This window comes from Calidithermus terrae (assembly GCF_003574345.1).
In the GTDB taxonomy this organism is placed as follows: Bacteria; Deinococcota; Deinococci; order Deinococcales; family Thermaceae; genus Calidithermus; species Calidithermus chliarophilus.
On sequence record NZ_QXDL01000128.1, the window covers coordinates 1 to 12017 of the forward strand.

At 69.5% G+C, this 12017-nt stretch carries 12 protein-coding genes and 1 tRNA gene; 8 read left to right on the forward strand and 5 right to left on the reverse strand.

From position 1 onward, the window contains the following. A partial coding sequence (locus Mterra_RS13910) for a dioxygenase family protein (protein WP_119315720.1) occupies positions 1–498 on the forward strand: 498 nt, incomplete at its 5' end. A 60-nt stretch (positions 499–558) separates the two neighbouring features. Here the strand turns inward: Mterra_RS13910 and Mterra_RS13915 are convergent. Continuing rightward, positions 559–1278 (reverse strand): chromosome segregation protein ScpA, encoded by a 720-nt coding sequence (locus Mterra_RS13915; protein ID WP_119315721.1) that lies wholly within the window; start codon positions 1276–1278, stop codon positions 559–561. Beyond that, entirely contained in the window at positions 1275–2285 is a 1011-nt protein-coding gene (trpS, locus tag Mterra_RS13920) for a tryptophan--tRNA ligase (protein WP_119315722.1), read from the reverse strand. Before trpS ends, Mterra_RS13915 begins: the two co-directional genes overlap by 4 nt. A gap of 333 nt (positions 2286–2618) precedes the next feature. On the opposite strand from trpS, the gene Mterra_RS13925 reads away from it, so the two are divergent. Together Mterra_RS13925 and Mterra_RS13930 are read left to right on the forward strand one after the other, a co-directional pair. Further along, entirely contained in the window at positions 2619–3653 is a 1035-nt protein-coding gene (locus tag Mterra_RS13925) for a S1C family serine protease (RefSeq protein ID WP_119315723.1), read from the forward strand. Positions 3654–3752: 99 nt separating this feature from the next. Beyond that, positions 3753–4250: a hypothetical protein gene (locus Mterra_RS13930; protein WP_147372799.1), complete on the forward strand. Its 498-nt coding sequence runs from the start codon at positions 3753–3755 to the stop codon at positions 4248–4250. A gap of 54 nt (positions 4251–4304) precedes the next feature. Here the strand turns inward: Mterra_RS13930 and Mterra_RS13935 are convergent. Together Mterra_RS13935 and Mterra_RS13940 are read right to left on the reverse strand one after the other, a co-directional pair. Further along, positions 4305–4391, reverse strand: a tRNA-Leu gene (locus Mterra_RS13935). A gap of 97 nt (positions 4392–4488) precedes the next feature. Continuing rightward, positions 4489–4896 (reverse strand): acyl-CoA thioesterase, encoded by a 408-nt coding sequence (locus Mterra_RS13940; RefSeq protein ID WP_119315725.1) that lies wholly within the window; start codon positions 4894–4896, stop codon positions 4489–4491. Between the two features lie 79 nt (positions 4897–4975). On the opposite strand from Mterra_RS13940, the gene Mterra_RS13945 reads away from it, so the two are divergent. From Mterra_RS13945 to Mterra_RS13965, 5 genes are all read left to right on the forward strand, one after another. Next, positions 4976–6196: a WD40 repeat domain-containing protein gene (locus tag Mterra_RS13945; RefSeq protein WP_119315726.1), complete on the forward strand. Its 1221-nt coding sequence runs from the start codon at positions 4976–4978 to the stop codon at positions 6194–6196. Between the two features lie 52 nt (positions 6197–6248). Continuing rightward, entirely contained in the window at positions 6249–8000 is a 1752-nt protein-coding gene (locus Mterra_RS13950; protein ID WP_119315727.1) for a M3 family oligoendopeptidase, read from the forward strand. A 301-nt stretch (positions 8001–8301) separates the two neighbouring features. Beyond that, positions 8302–9039, forward strand: a complete 738-nt coding sequence (locus Mterra_RS13955; protein ID WP_119315728.1) for a YebC/PmpR family DNA-binding transcriptional regulator — start codon at positions 8302–8304, stop codon at positions 9037–9039. A gap of 39 nt (positions 9040–9078) precedes the next feature. Next, a complete protein-coding gene (locus tag Mterra_RS13960) occupies positions 9079–9657 on the forward strand; it encodes a histidine phosphatase family protein (RefSeq protein WP_119315729.1) in 579 nt (192 codons plus the stop codon). 9 nt (positions 9658–9666) lie between these two features. Further along, positions 9667–10617 (forward strand): Vgb family protein, encoded by a 951-nt coding sequence (locus Mterra_RS13965; protein WP_218022939.1) that lies wholly within the window; start codon positions 9667–9669, stop codon positions 10615–10617. 171 nt (positions 10618–10788) lie between these two features. On the opposite strand, the gene Mterra_RS13970 is transcribed toward Mterra_RS13965, so the two are convergent. Continuing rightward, positions 10789–11556: a metallophosphoesterase gene (locus tag Mterra_RS13970; RefSeq protein ID WP_119315731.1), complete on the reverse strand. Its 768-nt coding sequence runs from the start codon at positions 11554–11556 to the stop codon at positions 10789–10791. Positions 11557–12017: the final 461 nt, after the last annotated feature.

Genomic DNA, 12017 nt, shown 5'->3' on the forward strand with positions numbered 1-12017 from the left:
CTCCCCGCCACCCCCGCCTGCGGCGACGAGGACGATGAGCTCACCCCGCCCCAGACCGAGGGCCCCTACTTCAAGCCGCAAAGCCCCGAGCGCCGCTCGCTGCTCGAGCCCGGCCTCGGCGGCACCCGCCTGCTGGTCCAGGGCTACGTGCTCTCGACCGGCTGCAAGCCCGTAGCCCGCGCCCTGCTCGACTTCTGGCAGTGCGACGCGCAGGGACTCTACGACAACCAGGGCTTCCGCCTGCGGGGCCACCAGTTCACCGACGCCAGCGGCCGCTTCGCGCTCGAGACCGTCGTCCCCGGCCTCTACCCGGGCCGCACCCGCCACATCCACGTCAAGGTGCAGGCCCCCGGCCGGCCGGTGCTCACCTCCCAGCTCTACTTCCCCGGCGAGCCCGCCAACGCCTCCGACCGCATCTTCGACCGGCGCCTGACCATGGCCGTGCAGAAGAGCAACACCCTCTGGCAAGCCCGCTTCGACTTCGTGCTGCAAGTGTGAATAGCTAATGGCTCATAGCCCGGACCTGCCGCAGCTATGAGCTACCGGCTGTTCGTGGCTTCAGTCCGCCGAAGCCTGCAACGCCGAGCCCGGCCGGGACACGTCGGGCAGGGTCTCCGGCGCGGTGAACTCGACCTCGAGCTCCCCGAAGTTCTCCCCCTGGCGCAGGCGCACGTCGCCCACGCGGTGGGCCTCGAGCAGCGCCGAGAAGGCCACGGTCTGCTCGGCCCAGGTCTCCAGGGGCAGTTGCCCGAACAGCGCCCGCCGCGCCCGCACCAGGAATCCCCGCACCCTTGCCCAGGCCTCCTTGAGCCCGAAGCGCTCGGGCTCCATCCGGATCTCGGCCCGGCGGGCGAAGGGCCGCACGGCCTCCAGCAGCCGCTCGACGGGCAGGGGCCTCAGGCGCCGGTCCTTGGGCAGGGGCGGCGGGGGCACCGGCAGCACCCTCGAGCGCTCCTCCGCCCGCTGGCGCAGGAACTCGATGGCCTCCTGCAGGGCGACGAGGGTCTCGAGGAAGCCCGTGGCCTCGTCGTCGAAGCCGTCCTCTTCCTGCGGCGCGGGCCTGGCCTTGGCGAAGGCCCGCAGCTTGAAGAGGATCAGCTCGGCCAGAATTGGCAAGAGCTCGCTGCGCTGGGCGAGCTCGAGCGCCTCGACCTGCGCGAGGGCCTGCTCGACGAGCGCCAACACCGGCAGTTCCTTGGCCGCCACGCCGCCGCGCCGCACCGCCTCCGAGAGCTGGAGGGGCGTGCCCGCGAAGCCGGGGAACTCGAGGTGGATCAAGAAAGCACCTTCCGCCGCGGGGAGAGCAGGCCGAACTTCTCGCGCACCTCTTCCATGGTGGCCTGGGCGATGGCCCGCGCCCGCCGAGCGCCGTCCTCGAGGGCGTCCATCACCCGCTCGGGGTTGGCCCGCAGCTCGGCGGCCCGCTCGCGGATGGGCCGCAGCGACTTCATCATCTCCTGGAACAGCAGTTGCTTGACCGCCAGCGTCCCGATGCCGCGGCGGGCGTACTCCTCGCGCAACACCTGGATGAGCTCGGGCGGGGCGAAGTACTGCAGGAACTTGAAGGCCACGCTGCGGTCGGGGTCGCCGGGGTCGGAGAGGCGGATGCGGGCGGGGTCGTCGGGCATGACCCGGATCTTCTGCCAGATGCTCTCGGCGTCCTCGAGGATGCCGATGGTGTTGCCCACGCTCTTGCTCATCTTGGCCTTGCCGTCGATGCCCGGCACGCGCGGGGCGTTGGGGTTGAGGTAGATCTGGGGCTCGGGGAAGGTCTCGCCGTACTCGAGGTTCCAGCGCCGCGCGATCTCGCGGGCGAGCTCGAGGTGCTGGGTCTGGTCGTCGCCCACGGGCACGGTGTCGGCCTTGTAGATCAGGATGTCGGCGGCCATGAGCACGGGGTACATCAGCAGCCCGGCGGGGACCGACTCGAGCTTGGCCGCCTTGTCCTTGAACTGCGTCATGCGGGTGAGGTCGCCGTAGGGCGTCTGGGTGGTGAAGACCCAGGCCAGCTCGGTGTGCTCGGGCACGTGCGACTGCACGAAGAGGATCACCTTGTCGGGGTCGAGGCCCGCCGCGATGTTGACCAGGCCGGCCTCGAAGGTGCGCTGCCGCAACAGCTCCTTGTCGTAGGCGGCCGGGTTGGTGGGCGCGTGGTAATCCACGATGCAATAGATCGCGTCCCGGCCGAGCTTCTCCCCCAGGGCCACGTAGTTGACCATCGCCCCGAGGTAATTGCCGATGTGCAGCTCGCCCGTGGGTTGAAACCCGGAGAAAACCCGTTTCATCCGGTTCAGGATACCAAAGCGGGGGTCAGGAAGAGCGGTAAGCTTTCAGCCGTCAGCAGTAAGCGGGAGGCCCGTGGCCTGTGGCGTGTGGTGGACCCCACCCCGTCCCTCCCCGCGGGCGGGGAGGGTTTATCCCCCCTAGCCCCCCTTGCTAAGGGGGGAAAAGTAAGGGCGTTTTGCGTTTGGCGTATTGCGTTTGGCGTATTGCGTACGACGTACGACGTACGACCTAAAACGCACGACCCACGCCCAGCCCCCGGCCTCCCTGCCTCCCTCTTCACATCGTGCCCCAGATCGCCGCTTCATGGCATCCTCGAGCCCTACACTTAGGGCATGCGAATTTGGTTGCTGGCCGTCATGGTCGGTTTCATGGGGCTCCTGGCGACCGGGGCCCAGAAGAACGATGAAACTCCCGTGCTGGACGCGCGGGCCGCGAAGGTGCAGCTCGAGCGGGTCTACGAGCAGGTCCACCCGGCGGCGGTTCGCATCGAGACCCGGCCGCAGGGCACGGGCTCGGGCTTCTTCATCAGCGCCGACGGGCTGGTGCTCACCGCCTACCACGTCATCGAGGACACCGAGCGCTTCTGGGTGCGCACCGCCGACGAGAAGCGCTACCCCGCCGAGGTCGTGGGCTACGACGCCCTGCGCGACATCGCCCTCATCAAGGCCAAGGTGCCCGGGCCGGTGCCTTTCATGGAGCTCGAGACCGCCAAGCCCGTGCGCAGGAGCGAGTCGCTCATGACCATCGGCAACTCGCGCGGGGAGTTCATCGCCCCGCGCGTCGGGACGGTCACCAACATCGGGCGCACCATCCGCGCCGACTTCCCCGGCGACCTCATCGCCTCGACCATGCCCCTAGCCCCCGGCGACTCGGGCGGGCCCGTGCTCAACACCGAGGGCAAGGTGGTGGCCGTCGCCGTCGCCATCGGCCGCGAACAGCAGGACGGCCAGGACGTGCCGGTGTTCCAGAGCTACGCCACGCCCTTGCTGGGCCTGAACGGCCTGATCGGCCAGATCAAGGCGGGCTACCGGCGGGACATCCCCTTCATGGGCGTGAGCCTCAGCCAGCTCACCGACGACGAAGCCCGCGCCTACGGGCTGCGCCAGGGCGGGGTGGTCGTGCTCGACCTGATCGAGGGCTACCCGGCGGCCACCTCGGGCCTGCAGCCCCCGCGCCGCCTGTCCGAGAACCGGGTGCTCGCCGACTTGATCCTCGAGGTCGACGGCAAGGCCGTGCAGTCCTCCGACGAGCTCATCGCCTACGTGCGCAGCCGCCAGGTCGGCGACACCATCACCCTCAAGGTGCTGCGGGGCAGCGAAACCGTCACCGTCAAGATCACCCTCACCGCCAAGTGGCGCAGCAGCTGAGCGGCTTCGCCCCCTCGAGCCCGGTTCAGGCCGGGCTCAGTTTTTCGACAGTGACGGCTCAGGCGAAGCGGGCACAGTATGGGCCGAAGGAGGTATTACATGGGACGTGTAACTGCAGTCTTTGATTCCAGGGCCCAGGCGGAAGCCGCCGTCAACGAACTCCGCACCATCGGCGTGACCGACACCCACCTCTCGTTCGTCTCCCGCCACGACCTCGAGGAGAAGGGTGAAAGCGCCCTCGAGGGGGCCGGGAAAGGCCTGGCGGTCGGCGCTACGGCCGGCGCCCTCTTCGGCATCGCGGCCGCGCTGATCCCCGGCGTGGGGCCCTTCATCACGGCCGGCGTCCTGGCCGAGAGCCTGGGCGCGGTGGCGGGCGGCGCGGTGGCCGGCGCGGTGGTGGGCGGCACCACGGGCGGGCTGGCCGGGGCCATCGCCAACGCCGGTTACGACCCCAAGGAAGCCGAGTACTACGGCGCCGCGGTCGAGCGCGGCGGGGTGATGGTCGTGGCCGACGTGCCCGAGAGCCTCGAGCCCCAGGTGCGCGAGGTGCTCAACCGCCACAAGGGCAACTTCTACAACCCCGTGGGCCACCGCTAGGCCTCGAGCGCGGTAGCCAAGCAGAAACCCCAGGCCGTAGCCTGGGGTTTCTCGTGGTGCCGGGAACAGGACTTGAACCTGCACACCCTTGCGGGCACATGACCCTGAATCATGCGCGTCTACCAATTCCGCCATCCCGGCAGGGGAAGCGCTTCAGACGCAAAAGCAATAGTAGCGGGGTGACGCGGATTCGTCAAGGGGTCATCCGGAAAGCCGCCGGGCCCCCGGGGGGGCCGGGCTACAGCCCCTCGACGGGCCGGGCCTCGAGCCGCCGGATCGCCTCGCGCAGGGCAGGGGGCAGGGGGCTGGGTTTGCCGTCCTCGAGCCAGACCTGCACCGTCTCGCCCCGGGCCGCGAGCTCGCCGTTGGACCACACCTCGAAGAGCATGCGGAAACTGCTGTTGCCCACCTTGTTCACGCGGGTCATCACCCGCACGTCGTCGTGAAGGACGATGGGGCGGCGGTAGTCCACCTCGGCCCTCGCCAGGATGAAGTTGCCGCCGCCCACCGGGTAGCCCAGCCGGAGGAAGTACTCCACGCGCGCGGTCTCGGCGTAGCTCAGGTAGACCGCGTTGTTGACGTGGCCCAGCGGGTCGAGGTCGCGAAAGCGCACGTCGATGTGTACGGTGACGGGGAAATCGCTCACCGCTTAACTCTACCTTCACCCCGGCCCGCCCGGAAAACCCTACCTGCGGCCGGCGCGTCCCATGAATTAGAATGGCCCCATGCGCGGTTTGCTCTACGCACTCCTCAGCCTTACCTCCTTGGGCTTTGCCCAGGAGGGTCCCGGTGCCAGCCTCAGCCTCAGTTGCGGCCTGCCCTCGGGGATCGCCCCCGAAGAGGTGAAGGTCTCACTGGGCAATAAGGAGATCGGCACCTGTGCCACCTCGAGCTACGCCCTCGAGCCCGGCAGCTACAAGCTGGTGCTGCGGGCCGAGGCCGATGGAGGCACCTACTACTACTTCGAACGGACCGTGCGGCTCACCGACCGGCCCCTGGAGGTCAGCGCCCGGCTCGAGCTCTACGACCCCCGCAAGCCCGAGGGCTTCAAGGTCGCGACCAGCTACGTCTACTCCATGGCCCACAGCCCCGACGGCCGCTACGTGGCGGTCGGCGTGGCCGACAGCACCGTACGCATCTGGGACGTGCAAAGCCGCAAGGAGCTGCGGGTGCTCAAGGGGCACAGCAAGTACGCGCGGGCCCTCGACTTCTCCCGCGACGGCAAGCTCCTGGCCTCGGGCTCGGGCGACGGCACCATCCGGGTGTGGGAGGTGGCCTCGGGCAAGCAGGTCCAGCTCATGAAGCCGGGCAAGGGCGTGTGGAACCTCAGCTTCGACCCCACGGCCACCCGCCTCACCTCGGTGCAGCTCGGCGGGGACGTGGCGTTTTGGGACGTGAGGAGCGGCAAGTACCTCAAGGGGTTCAAGACCTCGCAACTGCTCTTCTCGGCCGCCTTCAGCCCCAGCGGGCGCACCATGGTGCTGGGGCGCTCGACGGGCGGGGTGGAGGTCTGGGACTTAGGCAGCGCCCGCCGCGTCAACGTGGTGGAGCTGGCGAGCACCCCCGTCTACGCGCTGGCCTTCAGCCGCAACAACCGCTTCCTGGGGGTGGGGCTGGGCGACGGGAGCGTGCTGGTCTTCGACCTGCTGGCTCGAGAGGACAACGGCAACCCCAAACAGCTCGCCGCCCTCACCGGCCACACCGACGCCGTCTCCAGCCTGGCCTTCAGCAGCGACAACCGCTTTTTGGTCTCGGGCTCGGGCGACCGCACCCTGCGCTTTTGGGACCTGGGCAAGCCGCAAGCCCCCAGCCTGATGATGGTCTCCCCCGACCAGCCCGGCCCGGTCTACAGCCTCACCTTCAACCCCAAGACCGGCGTGCTGGCCTCGAGCGGCCAGGGCGGCCAGGTCTACCTGTGGCCGCGCCCGGTGAGCCGGCTCGAGTGAGCCCGAAGGGTGGCCCGGGGAAACCTGCCCACACACTGCGTATACTCACCCCATGAGCATCACCGCACAGCTCCCCCGCTGGAACCTCGAGCCGCTGTTCAAGGGCCTGCAAAGCCCCGACTTCCTGGAGGCCTACGCCCGCCTCGAGCAGCAGATCACCGAGCTCGAGGCCCTGTTCGGGCGCCACGAGGTCAGGGCCCGGCCCATGCGCGAGGGCGACGCGGCCGCCTTCGCCGCCGTCATCGAGCAGCTCAACGCCATCAGCCTCTCGCAAAGCCGCATCAACACCTACCTCTACGCCCTCATCTCGACCGACTCGGGCGACGAGGAGGCCCAGGCCCGCTACTCCCTCTTCCGCAACCTTTCGCTGCGGCTGCAGAAGCTGCGCTCGCCCCTCACCACCTGGCTGGCGTCCCTCGACCCCGAGGCGGTGAACGCCGGGGAGTACCGCATCCTCGTGGAGGAGGCCCGCGTCCAGGCCCAGCACCTGATGAGCGAGCCCGAGGAGGTGCTGGCGGCCGAGCTCTCCCTCTCGGGCGGGGGGGCCTTCGCCCGGCTGCACTCCAACGTCTCGAGCCAGATCACCGTAAAGGTGAGGGGCGAGGAGCTGCCCATCTCGAGCGTCCGCCTGCTGGCTTTCAACCCCGACGAGGCCACCCGCAAGGCCGCCTACGAGGCCGAGCTCGAGGCCTGGAAGGCCCACCAGATCCCCCTGGCCGCCGCGCTCAACGGCTGGAAGGGCCAGCAGAGCACCCTCAACCGCAAGCGCGGCTGGGCCGACGACCTCGAGCCCACCCTCTCCACCAACCGCATCACCCGCAAGGCGCTGGGGGCTATGCAGGAGGTGATGGAGGCCAGCTTCCCCCACTGGCGGCGTTACTTCCGGGCCAAGGCTAAGGCGCTGGGGAAGGCGGGCCTGGACTGGTGGGACCTCTTCGCCCCGGTGGGCCAGGGCCACAGCCGTTGGGGCTGGGAGGCGGGCCGCGACTTCATCATCGAGCACCTGGCCTCCTTCTCCCCCGCCGACGCCGAGGTGGCCCGGCGCATGTACGCCGAGGGCCGCATCGACGCCGAACCCCGCAAAGGCAAGCAGGTGGGGGCCTACTGCTCGCACTTCGGCGGCGGCGAGAGCCTGATCTTCACCAACTACGAGGAGAGCTTCGGCGGGGTGAGCACCATGGCCCACGAGCTCGGCCACGCCTACCACAACTACTGCCTGCGCTCCAAGCCCCCGCTGCTCGCGCGCGGCCCCATGACCCTGGCCGAGACCGCCAGCATCATGAACGAGACCATCGTCACCGAGGCCGCCTTGCGCAAGGCGAGCGAGGCCGAGCAGGTCACGCTGCTGGAGGGCAACCTCCAGGACGCCGCCCAGGTGATCGTGGACATCCACTCCCGCTTCCTCTTCGAGCGCTCGGTCTTCGAGCGGCGCAAGGAGCGCGAGCTGTCGGCGAGCGAGTTCTGCGCGCTGATGCTCGAGGCCCAGCAGGCCACCTACGGCGACGGCCTGGCGAGCTACCACCCCTACATGTGGGCCGTGAAGGGCCACTACTACGGCATCGACTTCTACAACTACCCCTACGCCTTCGGCCTGCTCTTCGGGCTGGCTCTGTACAACAAGCACCTCGAGCTCGGCCCCGGCTTCCTGCCCCGGTACGAAGACCTGCTGGCCTCGGTCGGGGTCTACCCGGCCAAGGAGCTCGCCGCCCGCTTCGGCTTCGACCTGGAGGACCCCGCCTTCTGGCAGGGGGGCATGGACGTGCTGGTGGAGCGCATCGGGCGGTTCGAGCGGCTGGTGGGGTGAAGGGTGAGGGCTGATGGCGATGGTTGATAGCCGGGCGCGGTCGTACGTCGTACGTCCTACGTCGTACGTCCTACGTCGTACGTCCTACGTCGTACGCAAGACGCGAGACGCGAGACGCATTGTCACCCCCCTTAGCAAGGGGGGATGGGGGGATATTCCCTCTCCGCGTGCGCGGAGGGTTCCCTTTTCACCACGGGCCAGGAGCCGCGAGCCTCCTGCTCACCCCTGAGGGCTGAAGGCTGAAAGCTTACCGCCTCCTCGAGCCCCCCGGCCAGCGCCCTATAATGGAGAGCGGTGACTTATGGCAGGCCATAGCAAATGGGCTCAGATCAAGCGGAAGAAAGCCGCCAACGACCTCAAGCGCGGCAAGGTGATCAGCAAGTACCTCCGCGCCATCGCGGCCGCGGCCCGGGCCGGGGGCAGCGCCGACCCGGCGGCCAACGTCCAGCTGCGCAACCTCATCGAGGCGGCCAAGATGGACGACGTCCCCAACGACAACATCGAGCGTCTGCTCAAGCGCTTGCAGGGCGGCGACGAGGAGGGGTCGAGCTACGAGGAGGTGGTGTACGAGGGCTACGCGCCCGGCGGGGTGGCGGTGCTGGTGTACGCCCTCACCGACAACCGCAACCGCACGGCCAGCGAGGTGCGCCACGTCTTCAGCAAGCACGGGGGCAGCCTGGGGGCCAGCGGCGCGGTGGCCTGGCAGTTCGACCGCCGCGGCTACATCTGGCTCGAGCCCAACACCGAGGCCGCGCAGGAGGCCGCCATCGAGCTCGGCGCCCTCGACCTGCAGGAGAGCGAGGAGGGCCTGGAGATCTACACCGACCCCCAGGAGGTCTACACCATCGCCGGCGGGCTCAAGGAGCGCGGCTTCAAGCCCGAGGACGTCGAGATCACCATGATCCCGCAGAACACCATGGCGCTCGGCCAGGAGGACGCCGAGAAGGTGCTGCGGATGATCGAGGCGCTCGAGGACCTCGACGACACCCAGAACGTCTACTCCAACCTCAACCTCGAGAACGTCACGGTCGAGGCCTGACCCACAATTGACGCCCTCGCTCCCGGGCACACTTGAGGCATGCCCGGGAGGTGGCTCTTTTGGCTCCTGGCGGCCTTCCCCATGGCCTTCGCCCAGGAGGGGCTCGAGGGGGCTGCCCTGGTCCAGGCCCTGCAGAAGGGCGGCTACGTCATCTACTTCCGCCACGCCGCCACCGACTTCTCCCAGGCCGACACCGACGCCCCCGCCCTGCAGGACTGCGGCAAGCAGCGCAACCTCAACGAGGCCGGGCGGGCCCAGGCCCGGGCCATCGGCGAGGCGTTCCGCGCCTTGAAGATCCCCGTGGGCAGCGTGCTGGCGAGCCCCTACTGCCGCACGCGGGAGACCGCCCAACTGGCCTTCGGGCGCTTCGAGGTCAGCGAGGAGATCCGGGGCGGGTCGGGGCCGGCCCGGGCCGAGGCGCTGCGCAGGCTCCTGGCGGTGGTCCCGCCCCCCGGGACCAACACCGTCCTCGTGGCCCACCAGTTCAACCTGCGCGACGCGGCTGAAGTGAACTTGGCCGAGGGCGAGGCGGCGATCTTCCGGCCGCTGGGGCCGGACGGCTTCCGCCTGGTCGCCCGCGTGCTGGCCGAGGGCTGGGCCGGGCTGCCGGTCCGATAGGGGGTATCCATGTTCAGAGCCGGATTTTTGGTGCTGCTGGGGTTGAGCCTCGCACAGACCAGCCCTACGGCCATCCGGGAATACCCGGTCAAGCCGGGCTCCCACCCCCACGACGTGGCCCCAGCCCCCGACGGCAAGGTCTGGTTCACCGCGCAGTTCACCGGCGAGCTGGGCATCCTCGACCCCGCGAGCGGGCAGAGCACCTACGTCAAGCTGGGCGAAGGCTCGGCCCCCCACGGGGTCATCGCCGGGCCCGACGGCGCGGCCTGGATCACCGACAGCGGCCTCAACGCGATCGTGCGGGTGGACGGGAAGAGCCTCGAGGTGCGCCGCTACCCCCTGCCCGCCAGCGCCGCCAGCGCCAACCTCAACACCGCCGCCTTCGACACGAGGGGCGTGCTGTGGTTCACGGGGCAGAGCGGCTACTACGGCCGCCTGGACCCCCGGACGGGCCGGGTCGAGGCCTGGCCCGCGCCGCGGGGCCGCGGCCCCTACGGCATCACCGCGACCCCGGACGGGGCGGTCTACTACGCCTCCCTCGCCGGCAACCACGTCGCCCGCATCGACCCCGCCACCGGACAGGCCGCCGTGCTCGAGCCCCCCACCAAGGGCCAGGGCGCCCGGCGGGTGTGGTCCGACTCGAAGGGCATGGTCTGGGTGAGCTACTGGAACACCGGCCAGCTCGGCCGCTACGACCCCAAAACGGGCGCCTGGAAGGAGTGGAAGCTCCCCGGCCCCAACCCCCAGACCTACGCGGTCTACGTTGACGAGCGCGACGTGGTGTGGGTCTCCGACTTCGGGGCCAACGCCGTGCACGGCTTCGACCCCGCCACCGAGCGCTTCACCACCTACCCCCTGCCCTCGCCGCGCTCGAGCGTGCGCCAGATCCTGGGCCGCCCGGGCGAGGTGTGGCTGCCGCTTTCGGGGGCGGACAAGGTGGCGGTGTTGCGTACGCGGTGAGGGGGCGATGGTTGATAGCCGGGCGCGGGTCCTACGTCGTACGCAAGACGCAAGACGCAAGACGCCCTTTCTTTACCCCCCTTAGCAAGGAGGGCTGGGGGGATACCCCCTCCCCGCGCGGGGAGGGACGGGGAGGGGCGAACCACGGGACACTAGCTGATGGCTGATAGCTTACCGCTTGCCGATCTTCCCCGGGTGCAGCTCGTGGATCACGATCTCGGCCTTGGCCCGGAAGCGGATGGGGACGGTGGAGACGCCCAGGCCCCTCGAGACGAAGCCCTTCACCGGCTCCTCGAACCAGCCTTCGGCGAAGCGCTTGCCGTACCTCGACGAGGTGCTCACCGGCCCCAGGATGGGCAGGATGACCTGGCCGCCGTGGGTGTGCCCGACGAGGGTCAGGCCCACCTTGGCGGGCACCTCGAAGAAGTAGTCGGGGTTGTGGCACACCAGCAGCACCGCGCCCTCGCGGTGGTCCTTGAGGGCCTGTGAGACGTCGGGCTGGCCGTGCCAGAGGTCGTCCACGCCGGCGAGGTAGAGGTCGTCGCGGAGCTGGACCCCGGCGTTGTTGAGCACCCGCACCCCGGCCTGCTCGAGCCAGCCCTGCAGGTCGGAGAGGTCGCGCGACTTGTAGCGCCGCAGCCGGTAGTCGTGGTTGCCCCACACCGCCCACGCGCCCAGCGGGGCCTCGAGGCCGGCCAGCTCGGCCACGGCGGGCCGGATCCACTCGGCGCGGTGGGTGTCGGTGAGGTCGCCGCTGATGACGACGAGGTCGGGCTTCTGGGCCATGGTGGCCTCGACCCAGTGCGCGATGATCTTCGCGTCCACGTAGTACCCGATGTGCAGGTCGGACAGGTGGGCCACCCGCACCGGGCGCTCGAGGCCCGCAAGGGGCCGGGCATAACGGTTGACCTCGTGAGCGGCGAGCCAGGGGAATCGCATGTAAGTCATGCTACTCGGGTCGTGTGTCCTACGTCCTACGTCATGCGCCGTACGCGAGACGCCGGGGACACGCTTTGTGCATAGCTCGTGGCTCGAGGCTCGTGGTTCACCCCTCCCCATCCCTCCCCGCACGCGGGGAGGGGGTATCCCCCCTGACCCCCCTTGCTAAGGGGGGAACAAGGCGTCTTGCGTCTCGCGTCTCGCGTTTGGCGTCTTGCGTACGGCGTACGACGTAGGACGTACGACCGGCGTTTGGCGTTTTGCGTCTGGCGTACGACGTACGACGTACGACCTACTTCTTATGCTTCTTCTTCTCCTCGCGCTCGAGCTTGCGGCGCTCGGCCCGGCTCATGCCCGAGGTGTTGGGGCAATGCCGTCCTGCCGGTGCTCGAGCGGGCCGAACAGGGCGATCTGGGGACATGGCCCGGTGATTTGCCTCGCCCACCTTCCGACCCCCGCCC

Bases quoted from the DNA above. Each gene is read 5' to 3' on its own strand.
- trpS (WP_119315722.1), bottom strand. From the start codon at position 2,285: ATGAAACGGGTTTTCTCCGGGTTTCAACCCACGGGCGAGCTGCACATC.
- Mterra_RS13925 (WP_119315723.1), top strand. From the start codon at position 2,619: ATGCGAATTTGGTTGCTGGCCGTCATGGTCGGTTTCATGGGGCTCCTG.
- Mterra_RS13930 (WP_147372799.1), top strand. From the start codon at position 3,753: ATGGGACGTGTAACTGCAGTCTTTGATTCCAGGGCCCAGGCGGAAGCC.
- Mterra_RS13945 (WP_119315726.1), top strand. From the start codon at position 4,976: ATGCGCGGTTTGCTCTACGCACTCCTCAGCCTTACCTCCTTGGGCTTT.
- Mterra_RS13950 (WP_119315727.1), top strand. From the start codon at position 6,249: ATGAGCATCACCGCACAGCTCCCCCGCTGGAACCTCGAGCCGCTGTTC.
- Mterra_RS13955 (WP_119315728.1), top strand. From the start codon at position 8,302: ATGGCAGGCCATAGCAAATGGGCTCAGATCAAGCGGAAGAAAGCCGCC.
- Mterra_RS13960 (WP_119315729.1), top strand. From the start codon at position 9,079: ATGCCCGGGAGGTGGCTCTTTTGGCTCCTGGCGGCCTTCCCCATGGCC.
- Mterra_RS13965 (WP_218022939.1), top strand. From the start codon at position 9,667: ATGTTCAGAGCCGGATTTTTGGTGCTGCTGGGGTTGAGCCTCGCACAG.
- Mterra_RS13970 (WP_119315731.1), bottom strand. From the start codon at position 11,556: ATGCGATTCCCCTGGCTCGCCGCTCACGAGGTCAACCGTTATGCCCGG.